Origin of the sequence: Klebsiella sp. B345, from assembly GCF_051131735.1 — a bacterium.
In the GTDB taxonomy this organism is placed as follows: domain Bacteria; phylum Pseudomonadota; class Gammaproteobacteria; order Enterobacterales; family Enterobacteriaceae; genus Klebsiella.
Genome location: NZ_CP180443.1, coordinates 1,310,596 through 1,332,959, shown reverse-complemented (window position 1 = coordinate 1,332,959; position 22,364 = coordinate 1,310,596). Strand labels below are relative to the sequence as shown.

Genomic DNA, 22,364 nt, shown 5'->3' with positions numbered 1-22,364 from the left:
AAGATAAGCATGAAAGCGGTTATTTTTGACATGGATGGCGTCATTATTGATTCAGAAGCGCTGTGGCGCCGGGCGCAAAGGGAGGCGCTGGCCAGCCTGGGCGCCACGGTCAGCGAGAGCGAATGCGAGACGTTGACCAAGGGCAAACGGCTGGATGATATTGCTCGGGTGTGGTGTCAGCACTGCCAACTGGCCCTAACCCCTGAACAGCTGGAGCCGCTCATTTTACACCGCATCACCGGGCTGATTGCCGTGGAAGGCCAGGCGATGCACGGCGTTGACGAGGTCTTCGCCTACGTGCGCCAGCAGGGTTACCGCATTGCGCTGGCGACCTCCTCATCCCATCAGGTGATTTCCGCGGTGCTGGATAAGCTGTCGCTGCGCTCGTACTTTGACGTGATTTCCAGCGCCGATGACGATGAGTGGGGAAAACCGCATCCGGCGGTCTACCTGTCAACTCTGCGCAGGCTCGGCCTGAACGCCGGACAGTGCCTGGTGTTTGAAGACAGCTATCATGGTTTTTGTGCCGCGCAGGCGGCGGGTATTCCAACGGTGGTCGTGGCACCGGATTGTCAGCATCCGCGCTTTAACGGCGCCGTCGCCCGTCATCATTCGCTAGCCGAGTGGCTGCAGCGGCAATCTGAACCTGCGCTGGCCGCAGGATAATGACCCTTCTGGTGAGCGCAGCATCCCTGGCGATGTAAACGGTCTGTTCGTCCCCACGTGCTGCGCTCACCGCTCTAACACGCCCTGTCGACCGCCATCACATTTCGCCCCTCTTTTGTGAAAACAATCACGTCTTGTCGTGCCAATGCCCAAATTTCTGCCGTTGCTTAGCGGAATTTGTCCGAGGCAGTGTTACAAATTTGTGCTTAGATTAGTAATTGAAACGCCTTTTCAATTAAACGAGCCCGCATTTCCGGATTTACTCCGCTGCGCCCATTTCAGGTGAATGCGTGCAGGTGCTCTGTACTAAGGACTAATAATGAAAATTGAATCTGTAAACGTGACCGTTTTTGAGTATCCCACCCGTCGGGTCTCCGACAGCGCCGGGCACTCTCATCCCGGGGCAGAGAGCATGGCGAAAATGGCGATGCTGACCATTACTGCCGATGATGGCAGCCAGGGCTTCTCCTTCTCGCCGCCGGAGATCGTGCGGCCGTTTGTGGTGAATACCTTCTTTCGCAAAGTGCTGGTGGGGCAGGACCCCTTTAACCGTGAGCGTATCTGGCAGGATCTCAACCACTGGCAGCGCGGCAGCGCGCATCAGCTGACGGAACGCGCGTTGTCGTTTATCGAGCAGGCACTGTGGGATCTGATTGGCCGCAAACTCAATATGCCGGTCTATAAGCTGCTTGGCGGCTATCGCGATAAGGTGCCGGCCTACGGCAGCACTATGTGCGGCGACGATCTGCCCGGCGGGCTTTCCACGCCGCAGGAGTATGCAGCCTTCGCGGAAAAACTGGTCGCCCGCGGTTATAAAGCCATCAAGCTGCATACCTGGATGCCGCCGGTCTCCTTTGCACCCAACCCGAAAATGGATATCAAAGCCTGCGCGGCAGTGCGGGAAGCGGTAGGGCCAGACATTGATTTAATGATCGACGGCTACCACTGGTACAGCCGCGCTGAAGCGCTATGGATCGGTAAGGAGCTGGAAAAACTGGACTTCGCGTGGTTTGAAGAACCGATGGAAGAGGACTCGATGTCGTCCTACGCCTGGCTGGCTGAAAATCTGACCATCCCGATCGTCGGCCCGGAAAGCTTCGGCGGTAAACACCATATGCGTGCGGAGTGGGTCAAGGCCGGCGCCTGCGACATTCTGCGTGCCGGGGCCAATGGCGTGGGCGGGATTACGCCAACCATGAAGGTGGCGGCGCTGGCTGAATCCTTCGGCATGGATTGCGAAGTTCACGGCAATGGTGCCGCGAGCCTTGCGGTGGTCGGGGCGATCCGCAACTGTCGCTGGTACGAGCGCGGTTTACTGCACCCGTTCCTCGATTACGACCAGCCGGCGGCGTACCTGAATAGCATTGTCGATCCGATGGACGACCAGGGCTTTGTGCATTTGTCCCAACGTCCGGGGCTGGGCGAAGATATCAACTTTAACTGGATTGAAGCGTATACCGTCAGCCACGACTGAGTCATAACCAGCAGCACCCTATAACAATAAAACCAGCCCTCCTTGTTCGTGCAGCATAACCGCATGCACGAGCGACGGCGGGCGTACCCTACAGGCGATACCGACATGAAAAGAACTTCCCTGATGGGAGCGTGTTTACTCGCGCTCGCCATAAGTATGGGGGGTGGGGGGGCGTACGCCAAAACGCCGCCCGACCAGCTCATTATCGGCATGAACATGAATAACCTGCTCACCCTCGACCCGGCGGCGATGACCGGTAACGAAGTGGTGGGCATCGTGGTAAACCTCTACGACTCGCTGGTGGAGCTCGACCCGCAGCAGCTGACGCATGTGCGCCCGGCGCTGGCGGAGTCCTGGGACATTGCCCCGGACGGCAGCACCCTGACTTTCCATCTGCGCAAAGACGTGAAATTTCACTCGGGTAACCCGCTCACCGCTGCGGACGCGGTGTGGTCGATGCGGCGTATCCTGCACCTCAATCTTGCCCAGGCCTCGGTGTGGAAATCGTACGGCTTTAGCAAAGATAACATCGATAAGCAGGTCACGGCGCTGGATGACTACACCCTGCATATCGCGCTGCCGAAAGCCAACGACCCACAGCTGGTGCTTTACTCGCTGGGTGCGCTGGGCAACCTCGGCGTGCTCGACAGCAAAACGGTGCAAAGCCACGAAAAGGATAACGACTGGGGTAACCGCTGGCTGACCACCCACGAAGCCGGTTCTGGGCCGTTTATGCTGGAAACCTGGCAGGCCAAAGACGTTCTGCGTATGCAGCGTAACCCTGACTACTGGCGCGGCGAGGCGAAGTTGAGCCGGGTGGTGCTGCGCCATTTTCAGGAGTCACAAACGCTGCGCCTGATGGTTGAGAAGGGCGATCTGGATATTGCCAGCAATATGGCGGTGTCGGATATCAATGCGCTGCGCCATGACCCGGATTTGAGCATCGATGCGGTCCAGCGCGGGACGATGTACTACGTGGCCATGAGCATGAAGGAGCCGCATTTCGCTAACCCGAAAGTGCGGGAGGCGCTGCGCTATCTGATTGACTATCAGGGCATTAATAAAGCGCTGATGCCGGGCTATGGCATGCTGCATCAGCGCCCAATCAAAGCGGGAATGCCCTCGACGCTGCCGGACCCTGGCTACCGGCTGGATATTCCACGGGCGAAAAAGCTGCTGGCCGAAGCCGGCTATCCCGACGGGTTTGACACCACTTTGCGGGTGCTGTCCGACCAGCCGTTCCTCAATATTGCTATCGCCGTGCAGTCGACGCTGATGCAGGCGGGCATTAACGCCAAAATCATCACCGGTACCGGCAACCAGATCTACGGCGCGATGCGCGAGCGTCAGTTCGACCTGCTGGTGGGCCGCGGCGGCAGCGGCATGGAGCCGCATCCGCACTCCAGCCTGCGCGCGCTGGTCTACAACCCGGATAACAGCGATGCCGCCCGGCTGACCAACTTCCAGGGCTGGCGTACCGGTTTCTACGATAAGCCGCTCAACGAGATGATCGACCGCGCGCTGCTCGAACGCGATCCGCAAAAACAGGTGGCTGACTATCAGGCGATTCAGACCCGCTACGACCAACTGGTGCCGGCCCTGATCCCGTTGTCACAAATGGTGGATTCGGTGGTGGTGCGCCATGAGGTCAAGGACTATCAGCCGCACCCCTCCGCAACCACTTTTTTACGCGACGTCTATAAAGTCAGCGAAGGAGAGAAAGGATGAGCACCATGCTGTTTTCCCCCGGCTCTCGCGCCCGGCGCTTTTCAACCCGCCTGCTGCAGGTCGCGATCACCCTGTTTGGCCTGCTGCTGCTGACCTTCACCATTGGCCGGGTGATGCCCATCGACCCGGTGCTGGCGATTGTTGGCCCGGATGCCGATCAGAGCACCTATCAACAGGTCTATCAGCAGATGGGCTTTGACCGCTCGCTGCCCACGCAGTTTGCGATCTACTTCTACAACCTGATGCACGGCGATTTAGGCAATGCGCTGCTGACCGGTAAACCGGTGATGGACGATATTATCCGCGTCTTTCCGGCCACCATGGAGCTGGCGACCATGGCGATTATCGTCGGCGCCGGTCTTGGCATTCCGTTGGGCGTGCTGGCGGCAGCGCGGCGCAACAGCCTGAGCGATTACGTGGTGCGTATTATCAGTCTCGCGGGCTATTCCACGCCGATTTTCTGGGTCGGGATGGTGGGACTGCTGGTGTTCTATGCTTGGCTGGGATGGGTCGGCGGCGCCGGGCGGGTGGATCTCGGCCTCGACGGCATCGTGCCGCGGCGTACCGGACTGATGACCGTCGATGCGCTGTTGGCGGGCAACAGTCAGGTGTTCTGGAACGCCATCAACCACCTGATTTTGCCGGCCTCTTTACTGGGCTTTCACTCGCTGGCCTACATCAGCCGTATGACCCGCAGCTTTATGCTGGCGCAGCTGTCGCAGGAGTTCATCATCACCGCCAGAGTGAAGGGCTTAACCGAGCGCCAGGTTATCTGGAATCATGCGTTCCGCAATATCCTGGTACAGCTGCTGACCGTGGTGGCGCTGGCCTACGGCGCCTTGCTGGAAGGGGCGGTGCTGATTGAAACCGTCTTCTCGTGGCCGGGGTTTGGCTCTTATCTGACCGGCAGCCTGTTGCTGGGCGACATGAATGCGGTGATGGGCTGCGTGCTGCTGGTCGGGGTGATCTTCGTCATGCTCAACCTGCTCTCTGACATGTTGTATCAATGCTTTGACCCGAGGACCAAATCATGACCGTTTCTCTGGAGACGCCGCTGCAACGCGGCGGTAGTGAAAGCCGCCGGCGGGTCATGCGCACCCTGGCGTGGGGCGCCGGATTCATCGGTAAAATGGCGCGCAATCCGCTGACGGCGGTGGGCGGCGGGATTATCAGTCTGTTGCTGATCGTGGCGATTTTTGCCCCGTGGATCGCCCCCTACAACCCGCTGGTTCAGGATCTGAACAATGCGCTCAGCGCGCCGGATGCCCAACACTGGTTCGGCACCGATGAGTTTGGCCGCGATATCTTCAGCCGCCTGGTCTACGGTTCGCGGATCACCCTGTATATCGTGCTGCTGGTGTCGGTCACCGTCGGGCCGCTGGGCCTGCTGCTGGGGGTGAGCGCTGGCTACTTCGGTGGCAAGGTAGATATGGTGCTGATGCGGGTGACTGATATCTTTATCTCCTTCCCGAGCCTGGTGCTGGCGCTGGCGTTTGTGGCGGCATTAGGGCCGGGGCTGGAGCATGTGGTGATTGCCATCACCCTGACCGCGTGGCCGCCGATTGCGCGTCTGGCGCGGGCTGAAACCCTGTCGCTGCGCCAGGCGGATTTTATCTCCGCCGTGCGTTTGCAAGGCGCTTCTCCGGCGCGGGTGCTGTGGCGACACATCGTTCCACTGTGCCTGCCGTCGGTAATTATCCGCATCACCATGAATATGGCCGGGATTATTTTGACCGCCGCCGGGCTGGGCTTCCTCGGCCTTGGCGCACAGCCGCCGGAGCCGGAGTGGGGGGCGATGATTTCCAGCGGGCGCACCTACATGATGGAGTGCTGGTGGGTAGTAACGATTCCGGGGCTGGCGATTCTGATTAACAGCCTGGCATTCAATTTCTTAGGAGATGGCTTACGTGACATCCTCGATCCTCGCAGCGAATAATGCACCAGCGAATAACGCACCACTACTCGACGTCGGCGATCTGTGCATCGACTTTGTCAACGGCGGCGCGGTGACCCATGCGGTGCGCGGCGTCTCCTTTCAGCTGGGTCGGGAAAAGCTGGCGATTGTCGGCGAGTCTGGCTCGGGAAAATCCACCGTCGGACGGGCGCTGCTGCATCTGCATCCGAAGAAGGCACGGATCACCGCCAGCCGCATGCAGTTTGGCGATATCGATTTGCGCCAGCAGAGCGAAGCGCAAATGCGCACCATTCGCGGCAAGCGTATCTCGATGATCATGCAGGACCCGAAATACTCGCTGAACCCGGTGGTGTGCGTCGGGGATCAGGTGGCTGAAGCCTGGCTGACCCACAACCCCGGGCGTAAAGCGCAGGCCAGAGCCAAGGCGCTGGAGATGCTGGACGTCGTGCGCATCCGCGATCCGCAACGGGTCTATCGCCTGTATCCGCACGAGATTTCCGGCGGCCAGGGGCAGCGGATCATGATTGCCATGATGTTAATCACCGACCCGGAGCTGATCATTGCCGATGAACCGACGTCGGCGCTGGACGTCTCCGTGCGCCTGCAGGTACTGGGGCTGCTCGACGACCTCGTCAAGTCGCGCGGGCTGGGGCTGATTTTTATCAGCCACGACATCAACCTGGTGCGCAGTTTTTGCGACCGGGTGCTGGTGATGTACGCCGGACGGGTGGTGGAGTCCATTGCGGCCAGTGAACTCGATAACGCCCGGCATCCCTACACGCAGGGGCTGATTAACGCGTTACCGGATATACAACATCGTCGCCCGGTGCTGCCGGTGCTACAGCGCCAGGCCAGCTGGCTTACGGAATAAGGAGCGGATGATGATTGAGGTTAACAATCTGAACCTGGTGTTTGGCGAAGGCGAGAAGCGTAACCAGGTGCTGTACGACGTCAGTTTTCAGGTGCAGCAGGGGGAGATTTACGGGCTGGTGGGAGAGTCCGGTTCCGGGAAGACCACCGTGCTGAAGTGCCTGGCGGGGCTGTTCACCCACTGGCAGGGCGCGCTGTCGATTGACGGCCACGCGCTGGACCATCAGATTCGCCGCGAGCGCTGTCGGCAGGTGCAGATGGTGTTTCAGGACCCCTATGGATCGCTACATCCGCGGCATACCATCGGCGATATCCTCGAAGAGCCGTTGCAGATCCACGGCATCAGCGATCGCGACCGACGGGTGAATACCCTGCTGGATCGGGTGGGGCTGAATCGCGCCTTCCGTGACCGTTATCCGCACCAGCTTTCCGGCGGTCAGCGCCAGCGAGTGGCTATCGCCCGGGCGCTGATTCTGGAGCCGCAGGTGCTGCTGCTGGATGAGCCAACTTCGGCGCTGGATGTGTCGGTACAGGCCGAAATCCTCAACCTGCTGGCGGAGCTGCAGCAGGAATCCCGCTTAACCTATCTGATGGTGACCCATGATTTAGGCGTGATAGCGCATCTGTGCCAGAAGGTGGCGGTGATGCAGCACGGCAAAATCCTTGAGACGCTGACGGTGGATGCGCTGGTCAACGGTGATGCGCAGACGGCCTATACGCAAATGCTGGTGACCGCCAGCCAGCGCTATACCCGGGAGATGGCGCGCGAAGTGGCTGCCTACTGACGAAAGGGCCGGTACGTCAGGGATGAGGCACCGGCACAATCCTGGTTATTTCAGCAACGCACAGTCCGGCGGCAGGCGGCAGCGCAGGGCGCCGGGCAGTATTTCCATGCGGAAATGCGTGCCGCTGAGTGGTTCGCCATCGAGGTTAAAGGTCATTTCATGGGGCGCGGAAATCTCAAACCATGACGATACGCCATCCACCAGGTTCGGCGAGTTGTCGGGGTTGGCCAGAGTGGTGAACAGCGCCGGAAGAAGCTCTTCGCCGGTAAAGACCCGCACGTGCAGCAGGCCGTCGTTAATCAGCGCCTGCGGGCAGAGCTGCTGGCCGCCGCCGGCCTGACGACCGTTGCCGATACCGATCACCAGCGCGTTCCCTTGCCAGCTGAAGTTCTCGCCGCGAATTTCGCAGCGGTCGGGCTTAAGGGTATCCATGCGCATCAGGCCATGAATCAGATAGGAGATGCCGCCCAGCGCGGCTTTGAGTTTTTCCGGCGTTTCGGTGGTGATCCGGGTACCAAAACCGCCGGTGGCCATATTAATAAAGCCGGTCTTATCGTTAACCCGCGCGACGTCTATCGCCACTTCTCGGCCCACGATCGCCAGCTTCAAGGCGCTGGCTAAATCCTGCGGGATACCAACGCTGGTGGCGAAGTCGTTGGCGGTGCCCAGTGGCACAATACCGAGCGCGGCCTGACATTCACGCTGGACCAACGCAGTGGCGACTTCATTGATGGTGCCATCACCTCCGCCAGCAATCACCGTGCCGACCTCAAGCTGTATGGCCTCATCGACATAACGGACGGCATCGCCCTTTTCCCAGGTCACGCGGACATGGATGTCGACGCCTTCTTCGCGTAACAGGGTGATTGCTTCACGTAGCTGGGGGTCGTTCGCCCCTTTGCCGTTGAGAATCAGTAAGCTGGCTGGAAACGTGGACATGGGTATGGCTTCCTTTTTGCACAAGATGCAGAAAGTGTACCGCATGACGCCGGGCATAGCGATTTTGCGATGTGGCAGAGAAAAACTGGTGATGTCAGATTTTTAATAGCCATATTAATAACCCTGATAACTCCAAATTTATTGTAATTTGGGGTTATAGGAGTTATTGTGTCTTTTATCGGAACACCACGGGGCACAAGGATGGACAGCAGGACGCTAATTGCAGAGATCAAGGCTGATGGATGGATTCTGGTAAGGGTAAACGGTAGCCATCACCATTTTATCCACCCCACCAGGCCGGGGCTTGTCACCATACCCCATCCAAAGAAGGACTTGCCGACAGGTACGGTAAAAAGTATCAGAAAACAAGCGGGACTCTAACCCCACTTTAGCGAAGAGGCTTCACTATGTTTTATCCTATTGCGATTGAGGCAGGAGACGATACATACGCATATGGTGTGACCGTCCCTGATTTACCAGGTTGTTTTTCTGCAGGAGACACCCTGGATGAAGCTATCGCGAACGCCAAAGAGGCGATCACCGGCCATATAGAACTACTGGTTGAGTCAGGCCAGGATATTCCCGCTGTTTCTACAGTGGGTGAGCTCGTAAAAAATCCAGAATTCACGGGCTATACCTGGGCACTGGTTGACGTCGACGTCACCCGGTTGTTAGGGGGCTCGGAGAAAATTAACGTGACACTACCAAAATCACTTATTGATCGAATTGATCGCTGTGTTGCAACGCATCCTGAATTTAAGAGTCGTTCAGGATTCCTGGCACAGGCTGCCCTAGAGCGAATCACCACCAAACGATAATAAAAGACCCCGCTTAAGCGGGGTCTTTTATTATGTCGATTCAAAAAAATAAGCCCGCGTAAGGGAGATTACGCAGGCTAAGGAGGTGGTTCCTGGTACAGCTAGCATTTATGGGTTATGTTTTTCAGCAGAATGGATGATACCCGCTTGAAGCGAAGCGGTGTGTGATCCGTTTCTAATATCTTTATTCCGTGAAAAAATAACCTTACTAAACCATCTTATTTCAAGCTGCATGTCAGTTGGTTTTGCTGCCTGCCGCTCGAATTATTCAGGGTATCTTAGTTCCCGTGTGGGTTACGGGTGCTCTGTCCGGCAAAGTTACGCATCAGCAGGGCGTATTGCAGCTCCATCTCTTCCGGAACCGGCAGCCAGACGGTATAGCCATCGCCTGGGGCGACCGGCATCGCTTCGCCTTTGGCGTTCACCATATGTTCGAGGGTGAAATTAACATTGCCCTGCGGGGTCATCAGCTCCAGGCTGTCACCGACGGAGAACTTATTTTTCACCGCCACGGCCGCCAGTTGACCATTGCGCTCACCGGTAAATTCACCGACAAACTGTTGGCGTTCGGAGAGGGAGTAGCCGTACTCGTAGTTCTGGTAATCGTCATGGGTATGACGGCGCAGGAAGCCTTCGGTATAGCCGCGGTGGGCCAGCCCTTCCAGGGTTTCCAGCAGGCTTTCATCAAACGGTTTACCGGCGGCGGCATCGTCGATAGCTTTGCGGTAAACCTGAGCGGTACGCGCGCAGTAGTAGAAGGATTTGGTTCGGCCTTCGATTTTCAGTGAATGCACGCCCATTTGGGTCAGGCGTTCAACGTGCGCAATGGCGCGCAGGTCTTTGGAGTTCATGATGTAAGTGCCGTGTTCGTCTTCAAAGGCGGTCATGTATTCGCCCGGACGTTTTGCTTCCTCAATCATAAACACCTTGTCGGTCGGCGCGCCGACGCCCAGGGTTGGCTCGACGGTCTGGACCGGAATCGGCTCCTGCTGGTGGACGATGTTGCCGACGATATCCTCTTTGCCTTCCGAAACGTTATATTCCCAGCGACAGGCGTTGGTGCAGGTGCCCTGGTTCGGGTCGCGCTTGTTGATATAGCCAGAGAGCAGGCAGCGGCCGGAGTAGGCCATGCACAGGGCGCCGTGGACGAAAATCTCAATTTCCATCTCGGGAACCTGGCTGCGGATCTCGGCAATTTCATCCAGCGACAGCTCGCGGGAAAGGATCACCCGGCTCAGGCCCATCTGCTGCCAGAATTTAACCGTCGCCCAGTTCACGGCGTTGGCCTGGACCGACAGGTGGATTTGCATTTCCGGGAAGTGCTCGCGCACCAGCATGATTAAACCCGGATCGGACATGATCAGCGCGTCCGGACCCATATCCACCACCGGCTTCAGATCGCGAATGAAGGTTTTCAGCTTGGCGTTATGCGGTGCGATATTGACCACCACGTAGAATTTTTTCCCCTGCTGATGCGCTTCATTGATGCCCAGCTGCAGGTTTTCGTGGTTGAATTCATTGTTGCGCACGCGCAGAGAGTAACGCGGCTGGCCAGCATAAACGGCATCGGCGCCATAAGCGAAAGCGTAACGCATATTTTTCAGCGTTCCCGCCGGGGAAAGGAGTTCCGGTTTAAACATGATTTTCTCGTTCTGATGACAGGTCAGATTCGCCACACCTGATGCGGCGAGTTGGGGAGACGCTCTCGCAGGGAGAGTGCCCACACATTAAGGGCGGGCATTGTAGCGCTGTGGTCAGGGAGAGTAAACCTTTCGCCGGCGTGAAATCTTCCCCCAGTGAAGGGGGAAGGGAGGATTAGGCCAGCCGGCAGGCGTCCGCTTCCCAGCGATAGCCGACGCCATATACTGCGCGAATAAACGACTGTTCGGCGTCGAGCGACTCCAGCTTGCGCCGCAGATTTTTGATATGGCTGTCGATGGTGCGATCTGTCACCACGCGATAATCATCATACAGGTGGTTAAGCAGTTGCTCGCGCGAGAAGACCTTGCCCGGCTCCTGGGAGAGGGTTTTCAGCAGGCGAAACTCGGCCGGGGTCAGATCCAGCAGCTTATCGCGCCATGACGCCTGAAAACGACCTTCATCGACGATCAGCGGGCTTTCCGCATCCAGCGCCAGCAGATCCCGGCGCGGCTTACAGCGGCGGAGAATGGTTTTCACCCGCGCCACCACTTCACGCGGACTGTAGGGCTTACAGATATAATCATCGGCGCCAATCTCCAGCCCGAGCAGCCGATCGATCTCCTCAATTTTGGCGGTGACCATTACCACCGGCACATCGGAGAAGCGACGGATCTCCCGGCACAGGGTCAGACCATCGGTGCCTGGCAGCATCAGATCCAACAGGATGAGATGCGGTGGGGTTTGACGAACGTAAGGCAGGACCTGATCGCCGTGATTAATCAGCGTCGGTGCATAACCTGCTGCGAGCAAATAGTCGAGCAGCAACTGACCCAGTTTGGGTTCATCTTCCACGACAAGAATGCGTGGGGTATTTTCATCAACAGGTAATTCACTCATACGTCTCTCGATATATCACGTTCCAGTGGTAACTCAACTTTAATGCTAACCCCGCCAAAAGGCGAATGGTCAGCGCGTAAACTGCCGCCATGGGCAGCCACAATATTGACACAGATCGCCAGCCCCAGCCCAGAGCCGCCACTGGCACGATTGCGAGAACCTTCGGCGCGATAAAAACGCTCGCACAGCCGCTCCAGCTGCTGGTCGCTGACGCCCGGCGCGCTGTCGGCAAAATCAAGAATCAGGCGTTGACCGTTCTGGCTGGCGCTGATTAGCAGCTGTCCGCCGCTATCGGTATAGCGGAGGCTGTTTTCCAGCAGGTTATTAAACAACTGCATCAGGCGATCGCCATCGCCAAAAATTATCGCGCTTTCCGGCAGCGAGACCTTGATGCTCAACCCCCGGCTGGCGAAACGTTCGCGGAAAGCGCCCGCCGCCACTTCCAGCAGGGTAATGATGTCGACGGAGGTTTTCTGGTAGGCCAGCGCGCCTTCATCGGACATCGACAGCTGGCGCAGATCGTCAACCAGCTTGGTCAGGGTAGCCACTTCGGCCTGCAGCGAGGTAATGGAGTCCGGGGTGAATTTACGCACGCCGTCCTGGATCGCTTCCAGCTCGCCGCGCAGCACCGCCAGCGGAGTGCGCAGCTCATGAGAGATATCCGCCATCAGATCGCGGCGCATCTGCTGGTTGCGTTCAAGGGTACTGGCAAGCTGGTTAAAATCCTGCGCCAGTCGGCCAAGCTCATCACTGCTGCTAACGGTGACGCGGGTAGTGAAGTCTCCCGCCGCCAGACGATGGGTCCCTTCAACCAGCCGTTTCACCGGCGCCAGCAGGCCACGCGCCAGCGGGAAGGTCGCCAGCGCCGCCAGCAGCGTAGCAAGGGCGACAATCAACCAACTGGTGCGCTTTTGCTGGCGGTCAAAGTTGATATCGGTATTACGCGTCAGGCGCTCAACCGGCGATGCCACCACCATGCCGACCCGCACGCCGTTGACCATAATGTCGCGACGGGTGCCATCTTCCGGCAGCTTTTCCGGCGGGCCGACCAGCACCCGGCCTTTTTGATCAACAACCCAGAACATGGTACGCCAGCCATGCGGCGGCATATCCGGGCCGGGACCACGGGGGCCGTCTGGCGGGCCATCGGGTGGGCCTTCTGGCGGCGGGCCATCGTAGGGCGATCCGCCACCGTTCATTCTGCGCCCGCCGGAGGCGCGATCGTCATTGTCGCGGTCAAACGATTTTAAGATCTGGAAAATAAAACGATCGTTGTTACGCAGGAATTTCCAGCTACCGTGCAAGGAGTACTGCTCGCTCAACGCATCGCCCAGCAGGGTCAGGCGCTGTTCGTTGCCGCGTTTGATATAGTCGATGAACCCGCGTTCAAAGCTGATGCGCACCGCCCAGTGCATGCTGATAAGCAGCACGATACAGGTGGCTAAAATGGCCAGAAACAGTTTGCCGGTAATACCCGGACGCCAGTACTTCACGGCTCACTCCTTTTATGACGGCTGCGACGGGCGATGGTGGTGTTGCTGCCGGTCTCATCCGGCACACGGGAAAAAATAAACGCCGGGAGTGCAATGATCGTCGCCATGCACAGATAGGTATAGAAGAAGACCTGATGGACGGTTGCCGGGTCGGCGCTTAGATGCTGCTGGCCGAACATCCCGAGCAGTATCCCGGCGATGGTGACGCCGATACTCATCGACAGCTGCATGATCATCGACAACAGGCTGTTGCCGCTGCTGGCCAGCTCATCCGGCAGATCTTTCAGGGTCAGGGTATTCATCGAGGAGAAACGGCTGGAGTTGATCATGCCTTGCAACACCAGCACCACCGGCAGCAGCCAGTACCAGCCCGCCAGCGCGACGGCCATAAACAGCAGGCTGACCAGCGCCAGGCCGATAGTCGCCACCACCAGCACGCGGCGGTAACCAAAGCGGTTCACCACCTGCACCACAATGCGTTTCATCCCCATACTGCCAAGGACCATCGGAATCATCATCAGCCCGGCGTGGAACGGCGTGAAACCGAGGCCGATTTGCAGGAATACCGGCGTCATAAAGGGCAGCATGCCGCTACCGATGCGCCCGGCAAAGCTACCGCCGAGCCCGAGGGAGAAGGTGCGGTTGCGGAACAGCTTCAGGCTGAACAGCGCGTTATCGTTGTCCCGGGCGTACCACAGGTAGAGCAGGATGGAGGCAATGCCGATGACCACCAGCGCGCTGAGCAGCAGCGGATAAATCCCCAGCCCCTTTTTACCGTCGAGCGCGAGGGTTAAGGTGGCCATTCCCGCCGCCAGCAGAATAAAACCAAAAATATCAAATCGCCGGGTTTGTAAGGTGTAGTTTGGCATCAGCCACAGGGTGGCGATGGCGCCAATAATCCCCACTGGAATGTTGATTAAAAAGATCCAGTGCCAGGAGGCGTACTCCACCAGAATACCGCCGAGGGCCGGACCGAGCAGCGGCCCAACCTGACCGGGGAGGGTCACGAAGGTCATGGCCGCCATATATTGCGAACGTGGGACTATTTTCATCACCGTCAGGCGGCCGACGGGCACCATCATTGCACCGCCAACCCCCTGCAGCACCCGGGCCATGACCAGCTGATCGAGCGTGTTGGCCTGAGCACAAAACAGGGAACCGAGGGTAAACAGCACAATTGCCGTGAAGAAAATATTGCGTACACCGACCCGATCCGCCAGCCAGCCGCTGGCGGGCAGCATGATCGCCACCGTCAGCACGTAGGAAACCACCACCATATGCATGTGCAGTGGGCTCTCCCCCAGGCTACGGGCCATGGAGGGGAGGGCGGTATTGACGATAGTGGTGTCCAACGACTGCATAAAGAAGCCGAAAGCCACTATCCAGAGTTGCCAGCGTACGCTGGCGGGCAGTTCATTCATGTTAATCGCTTACCGGCTGGTTGGATTTGCGCGAAAAACGTAATCGCAGACGGTCGAAGAACAGATAGACAACCGGCGTGGTATAGAGCGTTAACAGCTGGCTCATCACCAGCCCGCCGACAATGGTGATCCCCAGCGGCTGACGCAGTTCCGAACCATCGCCGCCGGATAGCACCAGCGGCAGCGCGCCGAACAGCGCCGCCAGGGTGGTCATCATTATCGGGCGGAATCGCAGCAGACAGGCCTGGAAAATGGCCTCTTCCGGTGCAAGGTTACCGTTGCGCTGGGCATCAAGGGCAAAGTCGACCATCATGATGGCGTTTTTCTTTACTATCCCAATTAATAGCATAATGCCGATAAGCGCGATGAGGCTGAACGGTGCGCCAAATAGCTCCAGCGCCAGCAGCGCCCCCACGCCCGCCGAGGGCAGGGTGGAGAGGATCGTGAGCGGGTGCACGTAGCTCTCGTACAAGATCCCGAGCACGATATACACCGTCGCAATGGCGGCAAGAATCAAAATGACCTGCGAATTCATGGTCTCCTGGAACACCTGAGCGGTGCCGGCAAAGGAGCCGCGCACGCTGGAGGGCACCCCAAGCTGGGTCATGGTGCGGTCGATGGCCTCGCTGGCTTCCGACAGGGATTTACCGGTTGGCAGGTTAAAGGCGATCGTCGAGGCTGCCGACAGTCCCTGGTGATTCACCGACAGCGGGGCGTTGGCCGGCTGCCATTTGGCAAAGTAGGACAGCGGGATGGGCTTGTCTTCGCTGTTGATGACAAACATCTTATCCAGCGCGCTGACGTCCTGGGTATACACCGGGTCCACCTCCATCACCACTTTGTACTGGTTCAGGGGTTGGTAAATCGTCGAGATCTGCCGCTGACCGAAGGCGTTATTCAGCAGGCTGTTGGCGTCCTGGACGCTGATCCCCAGCCGCGACATGGTATCGCGATCGTAGATAAGGTCCATTTCCGCGCCGTTATCCTGCTGGTCAGAGTTAACGTCCGCCAGCTCCGGCAGGGCAGCGAGAGCTTTACGGATCTTCGGCTCCCATTCACGCAGCGCCGCAAGGTCATCTGACAGCAGCGTGTACTGGTAGCTGGCGTTGGCCTGACGGCCGCCGACGCGAATATCCTGGACTGCCATTAAGAACAGATTAGCACCCGGTTCTTTCGCCAGTTTTTGCCGTAGACGGTCGATAATTTGCTGCGCCGTCTCGTGCCGTTGGTCACGGGACTTAAGGGTGATAAACATCATCCCGCTGTTGACCCTTGAGCCACCGGTAAAACCAGTCACGTTATCCACCGCCGGGTCTTCGCGGATAATTTTCATAAAGTCCTGAAGTTTGCCGCGCATCGCCTGGAAGGAGATGCTTTGGTCGGCCTGAATGCCGCCCATCAGCACGCCGGTATCCTGCTCCGGGAAGAAGGTTTTCGGAATTGAGATATAGAGCCAGACGCTCAGCGCGATGGTACCCAGCAGGACCAGCCCGGTGATGCGGCTGTGTTTGAGGACCCACTTCAAAGAGGTTCCGTAGCCGCCCTGTATTGTGACCAGCACCCGACCGAAACCGCGGTTGCGCGTCGGCTGAGAAGGTTTGCTGCTCTTAAGCAGCCAGCCACACATCATCGGCGTCAGCGTGAGGGAAACCGCCAGCGAAATGCCGATCGCCACCGACAGAGTCACTGCGAATTCACGTAACAGTCGTCCCGGTAGCCCGCCCATCAGCAGCAACGGTAAAAAGACTGCCACCAGCGACAGGCTCATCGACAGCACGGTAAAGCCGACTTCGCGGCTGCCCTGCAGCGCTGCCTGCAGTGGTTTCATGCCGGCTTCCAGGTGGCGGGAGATGTTTTCCAGCACCACGATGGCGTCATCCACCACGAAACCGGTGGCGATAGTCAGGGCCATCAGCGACAGGTTATTGAGGCTGAAATCGCACAGATACATCGCCGCAAAGGTCCCAATCAGCGACACCGGAACCGCTACCGCCGGGATCAGCGTCGCCCGGCCGGAGCGCAGGAACAGGAATACCACGAGGATCACCAGCGCTACCGAGATAACCAGCGTCTGTTCCACCTCTTCCAGCGAGGCGCGGATCGTCGGCGAGCGGTCCTGGGCAATTTGCAGGTCGATGGCCGCCGGAATGGTCTGCTGAAGCTCCGGCAGGCGGGCGCGAATGCTGTCCACCGTCTGAATGATGTTGGCTTCCGGCAGTTTGCGGATCATCAGCAAAATAGCCGGTTTAGCGTTGGTCATCCCGGCGTTGCGCACATCCTGTACCGAATCGCTGATGGTGGCGACGTCGCTGAGGCGAACCGCCGCGCCGTTGTTGTAGTGCACGATCAGCGGCTGATATTCCGCGGCGGTTTTGAGCTCATCGTTGGTTTGGACCTGCCAGCGCTTGCTGTGGTCTTCCAGCGCGCCCTGCGGCTTGCGCACGTTAGCATCGGCGATGGCGGTGCGCACCGCGTCCAGCGAAACACCCTGGTTAAACAGCGCCTGCGGGTTCAGATCTACCCGGACCGCAGGCAGCGAGCTTCCGCCCACGTCCACGTCCCCGACGCCATCAATTTGGGCAATGGTTTGTGCCAGTTGGGTGGAGGCAAAATCGTACAGTTCGCCCTGGGAGTATGTGTCCGAGGTGAGCGTGAGGATCATGATCGGCGCGTCGGACGGGTTAGCCTTACGGTAGGTCGGACGGCTTGGCATGCCGCTGGGTAACAGACTCTGCGCGGCGTTAATCGCCGCCTGCACATCGCGGGCCGCGCCGTTGATATCGCGGTCGAAATTGAACTGCATAATAATGCGCGTACTGCCCAGCGAACTGGAGGAGGTCATCTCAGACACGCCGGCGATGCGGCCCAAAGAGCGTTCAAGCGGCGTCGCCACCGACGAGGCCATGGTTTCCGGCGAAGCGCCAGGCAGCGAGGCACTGATCATGATGACCGGGAAATCCACCTGCGGCAGCGGGGCTACCGGCAGCAGGCGAAAGCCCAGCACGCCGCACAGGGTGATGGCCAGCGAAATTAAAATTGTGGCCACCGGGCGGTAAATGAAGAGGGCAAAAAACTTCATTTACGCCTCCTCCTCATGTCGCGGGAAGCGGCTTTTAATGTACAGCGACAGGCGATCGAATAGCAGATAGATAACCGGGGTAGTAAACAGCGTCAGCACCTGGCTTAACATCAGACCGCCGACCATGCCAATCCCCAGCGGACGGCGCAGCTCGGCGCCAACGCCGGTACTGAGCATCAGCGGTAAGGCGCCAAGCAGGGCGGCGAGGGTGGTCATCAGAATCGGGCGAAAACGCAGCAGGCAGGCCTGGTAGATAGCTTCGCGTGGAGGCATACCCTGCTCGCGCTCGGCGGCCAGCGCAAAGTCGATCATCATGATGGCGTTTTTCTTGACGATACCAATCAGCAGGATAATCCCGATGATCGCAATGACGTCCAGCTCGCTGCCCGCCAGCCACAGAGACAGCAGCGCACCGACGCCGGCGGTCGGTAAGGTCGACAGAATGGTGATCGGGTGGATAAAGCTTTCATATAACACGCCAAGCACGATATACATCGCCACCACCGCGGCCACCACCAGCCAGACGGTATTGCCGAGCGCCGACTGGAAGGCGAGGGTGCTGCCCTGGAACTGAGTGCGGATCTCGGAGGGGAAATCCAGCGCCTGTTCGGCGGCGAGGATGGCCTCGACCGCATCGCCCAGCGAGTAGGCATCCGGCACGTTAAACGAGATGGTGGTCACCGGGAACTGATCGAGATGGTTAATCGACAGCGGGGCGAATCGCTGTTCAACGCTGGCGATGGATTTCAGCGGCACGATGCCGCCATCGCTGCTGGTCAGGCGAATATTGTCGAGCGCCGACAGCCCTGGGGTTTCGCGGGTGTCGTGCTCCAGCACCACGCGATACTGGTTTGCCTGGGTGTAAATGGTGGAGATCAGCCGCTGGCCGAAGGCGTTATACAGCGCGTTGTCGACATCGGCCATGCTGATCCCGAGCCGGCTGGCGCTGTCGCGGTCGACCTTGATGTAGGCCGCCAGTCCCTTATCCTGCCAGTCGCTGCTGACGTCCGAGAGCTGCGGCAGCGCCTGAAGACGCGCCAGCAGCTGCGGTACCCAGTTACTGAGGGCGTCGAGCGAGTTGGCCTGCAGGGTGAACTGGTACTGGGTTCGGCTGACGGTGGTATCAATCGTCAGGTCCTGCGTCGGCTGCAGATAGAGTTCAATACCCGGAATGCTGTCGACCGATTTTTGCAGGCGTGAGATAACGGCCTGGACGCGGTCGTCGCGTTCATCCAGCGGTTTGAGGTTAATCTGTAAGCGGGCGCTGTTCAGTGCCGGGTTGGTCCCGTCAACCCCGACGAAGGAGGTCAGACTCTCGACGGCCGGATCCTTGAGGATCGCCGCAGAGACCTGCTCCTGGCGCTGGGCCATATTGGCAAATGATGACGATTGCGGGGCCTGGAGGGTGCCCTGAATAATGCCGTTATCCTGAATCGGGAAGAACCCTTTGGGAATAAAGACCCATAGCATAATCGACAGCACCAGCGTGCCTAAGGCCACGCTCAGGGTCAGCCACGGGTGATTCAGCACCCGGCTCAGCACCCGACCGTAGGCTGCAATGACGCGATCGAAGAAACGTTCGCTGGCCCGGGAGAAGCGGTTTTGCTTGCGCAGCGATTCGTGGCTGAGCATGCGCGCGCACATCATCGGCGTCAGGGTCAGCGACACCACGGCGGAGATCAGGATCGCCACCGCCAGGGTTATCGCAAATTCGCGGAACAGGCGGCCAACGATATCGCCCATAAACAGCAGCGGAATTAGCACGGCGATCAGCGAAAAGGTTAACGAGATAATGGTGAAGCCGATTTCACCGGCCCCTTTCAGCGCGGCGGCGAGGGGCTTTTCACCCTTTTCGATGTAGCGGGAGATGTTTTCGATGACCACGATGGCGTCGTCGACCACAAAACCGGTGGCGATAGTCAGCGCCATCAGGGTCAGGTTGTTGATCGAGAAGTCGAGGAACACCATCACCGCGAAGGTCCCTACCAGCGACAGCGGTACCGCCACGCCGGGGATAATGGTGGCCGGGACGTTGCGCAGGAACAGGTAAATAATCATCACCACCAGCGCAATCGCCAGCATCAGCTCAAACTGGGTGTCGCTGACCGAGGCGCGGATGTTGTTCGTCCGGTCGGAGAGCACCTGGACCTTGACCGATTTCGGCAGGCTCTCGGTGAGCTGCGGCAACATCTCACGGACGCTGTCGGCGGTGGCGATGATGTTGGCCCCCGGCTGACGCTGCACGTTCATGACGATGGCCTGCTGGTTGTTAGCCCACGCGCCAAGCCAGCTGTTTTCCGCCCCTTGTTCAATGGTGGCGACATCGCCGAGGCGAATCGGCGCGCCGTTCTGGTAGGCGACGATTAGCCGACGGTAATCTTCCGCCGATTGCATCTGGTCGTTTGCCGACAGGGTGACGGCCCGGGTAGGGCCATCCAGGCTCCCTTTCGCCGAGTTCACGTTAGCGCTGGTGATGGCGGTGCGGATGGTTTCGCTGGTCAGCCTGAGCGCGGCGATGGCCTGTGCGTTGAGCTTCACGCGTACCGCCGGGCGTTGACCGCCCGCAAGCGTCACCAGCCCGACGCCGGAGACCTGGGAAATTTTCTGCGCCACCCGGGTTTCCACCATATCTTCGACCTGGGTCATCGGAATGGCGGATGAGGTGACGGCGAGGGTCATGATCGGCGGATCCGCCGGGTTTACCTTGCTGTAGACCGGCGGGTTCGGCAGGTCGGAGGGCAGCAGGTTGGTGGCGGCGTTGATCGCTGCCTGTACTTCCTGCTCAGCCACGTCCAGCGCGAGCGTCAACTGAAACTGAAGCGTAACTACCGAGGCGCCGCCTGAGCTTTGCGACGACATTTGTTTCAGGCCGGACATCTGTCCAAACTGGCGTTCAAGCGGCGCGGTAATCGCCGAGGTCACCACGTCCGGGCTGGCGCCTGGATAGAGCGTGATCACCTGGATGGTAGGGTAATCGACCTCCGGCAGGGCGGAGACCGGTAAAAAACGATAGCCGATGATCCCGGCCAGCATAATCGCCACCATCAACAGGGTGGTGGCGACCGGGCGCATGATAAACAGTCGGGACGGGCCACCCGTGCTGCTCGGGGGTAACACTTGCATCAGGAGCGTGCTCCTTTTTTACCGTACTCACGGCTGGTGGCTTTTTCCGCGGCGGCAGGTGCGCTGTGCGGATCGACAACTTCCACTTTCGCCCCTTCGGTCAAACGGTCGATACCGTCTGTGACCACGCGGTCACCGGCGGAGAGCCCGGCGGAGATCACCACTTTCAGACTGTCCTGGATACCCGGCGTGACGGTATGCTTGCTGACTTTGTTTTCGTCGTTCAGGACCCACACGAAGTGGCCGTCGTTGCCCATTTGCAGGGCGGCGGTTGGGATGACGACCGCGTTCTGCTCGGTATCGACCAGCATGCGGGCGTTGACGAACTGATTCGGAAACAGCGCGTCATCCAGGTTGGTAAAGCGCGCTTTCAGCTTGATGGTCCCGGTGGTGGCGTCAATCTGGTTATCCAGGCTCAGCAGGGTTCCCTGGCTTATTTTCTGTTTGTTGGTCCGGTCCCAGGCATCAACCTGCAGCGTTTTCCCGGCTTTCTGCGCCTGGACGACGGTCGCAATATCATTTTCCGGCAGCGTAAAGACGACATCGATAGGATGGGTCTGGGTTAACACCACAATGCCGGTGGTGTCGCCGGTGGAAATCTGGTTGCCGATATCGACCTGTTTAAGGCCCACGCGCCCGTCAATCGGGGCGGTGATGCGGCTCCAGTTGAGCTGCAGCTGTGCGCTGGCTACCGCGGCTTCGTCGGCTTTAATGGTGCCTTCCGTTTCACTGACCAGCGACTGCTGGGTATCCAGCTCCTGACGTGAAACGAGGTTGCTTTTCACCAGTTGCTGATAGCGGGCGAGGTCACGTCGTGCGTTGGCCAGCGTGGCTTTATCTTTGGCGAGCTGACCCTGGGCCTGCGCCAGCGCCACCTTAAACTGACTGGGATCGATTTCGGCGAGGAGATCCCCCGCTTTGACCTGTTGGCCTTCCTGGAAATGGATCGCCAGCAGCTGGCCGTCTACCCGGCTGCGCACGGTGACCGTATTGGCCGCCGTGACGGTGCCGAGGCCGCTGAGATAACGCGGGACCGATTCACTGGTGGCGGTTGCCGCCTGAACCGGCGCCAGCGCCGCGCCGAAGCGCCCGTGACGAGCGCCGCCTGGGGCCTGTTGATGTTGACCATTCGTCGCAGACGGCGCACCGTTTGCGGTTTCACGACTATGCCAGAACCAATATGCTGCGCCGGCAACAATAATCACCGCCAGTGCGGTTCCCCAGCGAAGTGTGTGACTGCCTTTCATTTATTGTTATCTCATCCTGAAGGTTTCGCGGAATGATACTATTTTAGTGAGCAAACGCCCCGCAAAAATGGAGGAATTGTGAAAAGACTGTCCAGAACTGTCTGGATAAAATGCTTTTCGATGAGCCGCTTACGTTAAAAAAAGAGGGCGTTTTTGGGCCGCAATGTGGTGGTCAACAGCGCGTTCCCTCCTGATTATAAGGGGGCTAATTTGCGCGCTGATGCCTGGTGTAACCGCCCCTATGTCATTATTATCGAGATAGTATAGA

At 58.8% G+C, this 22,364-nt stretch carries 17 protein-coding genes; 9 read left to right on the top strand and 8 right to left on the bottom strand.

Annotated elements, in window-relative coordinates:
• Window positions 1-3 precede the first annotated feature (3 nt).
• From ACMYSO_RS06255 to ACMYSO_RS06225, 7 genes are all read left to right on the top strand, one after another.
• Complete coding sequence (locus ACMYSO_RS06255) at window positions 4-666, top strand: HAD family hydrolase (RefSeq protein ID WP_434670756.1); 663 nt, start codon at window positions 4-6, stop codon at window positions 664-666.
• Window positions 667-985: 319 nt separating this feature from the next.
• On the top strand, window positions 986-2,140 hold the full coding sequence (locus ACMYSO_RS06250) for a mandelate racemase family protein (protein WP_434669802.1): 1,155 nt from the start codon (window positions 986-988) through the stop codon (window positions 2,138-2,140).
• Window positions 2,141-2,245: 105 nt separating this feature from the next.
• The gene (locus ACMYSO_RS06245; protein ID WP_434669801.1) at window positions 2,246-3,868 is read left to right on the top strand and encodes an ABC transporter substrate-binding protein; all 1,623 of its coding nucleotides are present in this window, start codon (window positions 2,246-2,248) and stop codon (window positions 3,866-3,868) included.
• A complete protein-coding gene (locus ACMYSO_RS06240; RefSeq protein ID WP_123755094.1) occupies window positions 3,865-4,902 on the top strand; it encodes an ABC transporter permease in 1,038 nt (345 codons plus the stop codon). The genes ACMYSO_RS06245 and ACMYSO_RS06240 overlap by 4 nt, the downstream gene beginning before the upstream one ends.
• On the top strand, window positions 4,899-5,804 hold the full coding sequence (locus ACMYSO_RS06235) for an ABC transporter permease (protein ID WP_434669800.1): 906 nt from the start codon (window positions 4,899-4,901) through the stop codon (window positions 5,802-5,804). Before ACMYSO_RS06240 ends, ACMYSO_RS06235 begins: the two co-directional genes overlap by 4 nt.
• A complete protein-coding gene (locus ACMYSO_RS06230) occupies window positions 5,767-6,654 on the top strand; it encodes an ABC transporter ATP-binding protein (RefSeq protein ID WP_434669799.1) in 888 nt (295 codons plus the stop codon). The genes ACMYSO_RS06235 and ACMYSO_RS06230 overlap by 38 nt, the downstream gene beginning before the upstream one ends.
• 10 nt (window positions 6,655-6,664) lie before the next feature.
• Window positions 6,665-7,438 (top strand): ABC transporter ATP-binding protein, encoded by a 774-nt coding sequence (locus ACMYSO_RS06225; protein WP_434670755.1) that lies wholly within the window; start codon window positions 6,665-6,667, stop codon window positions 7,436-7,438.
• Window positions 7,439-7,483: 45 nt separating this feature from the next.
• On the opposite strand, the gene yegS is transcribed toward ACMYSO_RS06225, so the two are convergent.
• Window positions 7,484-8,377: a lipid kinase YegS gene (gene yegS, locus ACMYSO_RS06220; RefSeq protein WP_434669798.1), complete on the bottom strand. Its 894-nt coding sequence runs from the start codon at window positions 8,375-8,377 to the stop codon at window positions 7,484-7,486.
• A gap of 201 nt (window positions 8,378-8,578) precedes the next feature.
• Here yegS and ACMYSO_RS06215 point away from each other — a divergent pair, with 201 nt between their 5' ends.
• Together ACMYSO_RS06215 and ACMYSO_RS06210 are read left to right on the top strand one after the other, a co-directional pair.
• Complete coding sequence (locus ACMYSO_RS06215; protein WP_434669797.1) at window positions 8,579-8,758, top strand: type II toxin-antitoxin system HicA family toxin; 180 nt, start codon at window positions 8,579-8,581, stop codon at window positions 8,756-8,758.
• 26 nt (window positions 8,759-8,784) lie between these two features.
• Window positions 8,785-9,195 carry a type II toxin-antitoxin system HicB family antitoxin gene (locus tag ACMYSO_RS06210; RefSeq protein ID WP_434669795.1) on the top strand — a complete coding sequence of 137 codons (411 nt, stop codon included), beginning with the start codon at window positions 8,785-8,787 and terminating at the stop codon, window positions 9,193-9,195.
• Between the two features lie 278 nt (window positions 9,196-9,473).
• Here the strand turns inward: ACMYSO_RS06210 and yegQ are convergent, their stop codons facing one another.
• The 7 genes from yegQ to ACMYSO_RS06175 form a co-directional block, all read right to left on the bottom strand.
• A complete protein-coding gene (yegQ, locus tag ACMYSO_RS06205; RefSeq protein WP_123755518.1) occupies window positions 9,474-10,835 on the bottom strand; it encodes a tRNA 5-hydroxyuridine modification protein YegQ in 1,362 nt (453 codons plus the stop codon).
• Window positions 10,836-11,010: 175 nt separating this feature from the next.
• On the bottom strand, window positions 11,011-11,733 hold the full coding sequence (baeR, locus tag ACMYSO_RS06200) for a two-component system response regulator BaeR (RefSeq protein WP_434583918.1): 723 nt from the start codon (window positions 11,731-11,733) through the stop codon (window positions 11,011-11,013).
• Window positions 11,730-13,226, bottom strand: a complete 1,497-nt coding sequence (gene baeS / locus ACMYSO_RS06195) for a two-component system sensor histidine kinase BaeS (RefSeq protein ID WP_434669792.1) — start codon at window positions 13,224-13,226, stop codon at window positions 11,730-11,732. The genes baeR and baeS overlap by 4 nt, the downstream gene beginning before the upstream one ends.
• Window positions 13,223-14,647: an MFS transporter gene (locus ACMYSO_RS06190; protein WP_434669791.1), complete on the bottom strand. Its 1,425-nt coding sequence runs from the start codon at window positions 14,645-14,647 to the stop codon at window positions 13,223-13,225. Before ACMYSO_RS06190 ends, baeS begins: the two co-directional genes overlap by 4 nt.
• 1 nt (window position 14,648) lies before the next feature.
• On the bottom strand, window positions 14,649-17,726 hold the full coding sequence (gene mdtC, locus ACMYSO_RS06185; protein WP_434669789.1) for a multidrug efflux RND transporter permease subunit MdtC: 3,078 nt from the start codon (window positions 17,724-17,726) through the stop codon (window positions 14,649-14,651).
• Window positions 17,727-20,849 (bottom strand): MdtB/MuxB family multidrug efflux RND transporter permease subunit, encoded by a 3,123-nt coding sequence (locus ACMYSO_RS06180; RefSeq protein ID WP_434669788.1) that lies wholly within the window; start codon window positions 20,847-20,849, stop codon window positions 17,727-17,729. It abuts the gene before it with no gap.
• Window positions 20,849-22,096 (bottom strand): MdtA/MuxA family multidrug efflux RND transporter periplasmic adaptor subunit, encoded by a 1,248-nt coding sequence (locus ACMYSO_RS06175; RefSeq protein ID WP_434669787.1) that lies wholly within the window; start codon window positions 22,094-22,096, stop codon window positions 20,849-20,851. Before ACMYSO_RS06175 ends, ACMYSO_RS06180 begins: the two co-directional genes overlap by 1 nt.
• Window positions 22,097-22,364 lie beyond the last annotated feature (268 nt).

Bases quoted from the DNA above. Each gene is read 5' to 3' on its own strand.
- ACMYSO_RS06250 (WP_434669802.1), top strand. From the start codon at position 986: ATGAAAATTGAATCTGTAAACGTGACCGTTTTTGAGTATCCCACCCGT.
- ACMYSO_RS06245 (WP_434669801.1), top strand. From the start codon at position 2,246: ATGAAAAGAACTTCCCTGATGGGAGCGTGTTTACTCGCGCTCGCCATA.
- ACMYSO_RS06240 (WP_123755094.1), top strand. From the start codon at position 3,865: ATGAGCACCATGCTGTTTTCCCCCGGCTCTCGCGCCCGGCGCTTTTCA.
- ACMYSO_RS06235 (WP_434669800.1), top strand. From the start codon at position 4,899: ATGACCGTTTCTCTGGAGACGCCGCTGCAACGCGGCGGTAGTGAAAGC.
- ACMYSO_RS06230 (WP_434669799.1), top strand. From the start codon at position 5,767: ATGGCTTACGTGACATCCTCGATCCTCGCAGCGAATAATGCACCAGCG.
- ACMYSO_RS06225 (WP_434670755.1), top strand. From the start codon at position 6,665: ATGATTGAGGTTAACAATCTGAACCTGGTGTTTGGCGAAGGCGAGAAG.
- yegS (WP_434669798.1), bottom strand. From the start codon at position 8,377: ATGTCCACGTTTCCAGCCAGCTTACTGATTCTCAACGGCAAAGGGGCG.
- ACMYSO_RS06215 (WP_434669797.1), top strand. From the start codon at position 8,579: ATGGACAGCAGGACGCTAATTGCAGAGATCAAGGCTGATGGATGGATT.
- ACMYSO_RS06210 (WP_434669795.1), top strand. From the start codon at position 8,785: ATGTTTTATCCTATTGCGATTGAGGCAGGAGACGATACATACGCATAT.
- yegQ (WP_123755518.1), bottom strand. From the start codon at position 10,835: ATGTTTAAACCGGAACTCCTTTCCCCGGCGGGAACGCTGAAAAATATG.
- baeR (WP_434583918.1), bottom strand. From the start codon at position 11,733: ATGAGTGAATTACCTGTTGATGAAAATACCCCACGCATTCTTGTCGTG.
- ACMYSO_RS06190 (WP_434669791.1), bottom strand. From the start codon at position 14,647: ATGAATGAACTGCCCGCCAGCGTACGCTGGCAACTCTGGATAGTGGCT.
- mdtC (WP_434669789.1), bottom strand. From the start codon at position 17,726: ATGAAGTTTTTTGCCCTCTTCATTTACCGCCCGGTGGCCACAATTTTA.
- ACMYSO_RS06180 (WP_434669788.1), bottom strand. From the start codon at position 20,849: ATGCAAGTGTTACCCCCGAGCAGCACGGGTGGCCCGTCCCGACTGTTT.
- ACMYSO_RS06175 (WP_434669787.1), bottom strand. From the start codon at position 22,096: ATGAAAGGCAGTCACACACTTCGCTGGGGAACCGCACTGGCGGTGATT.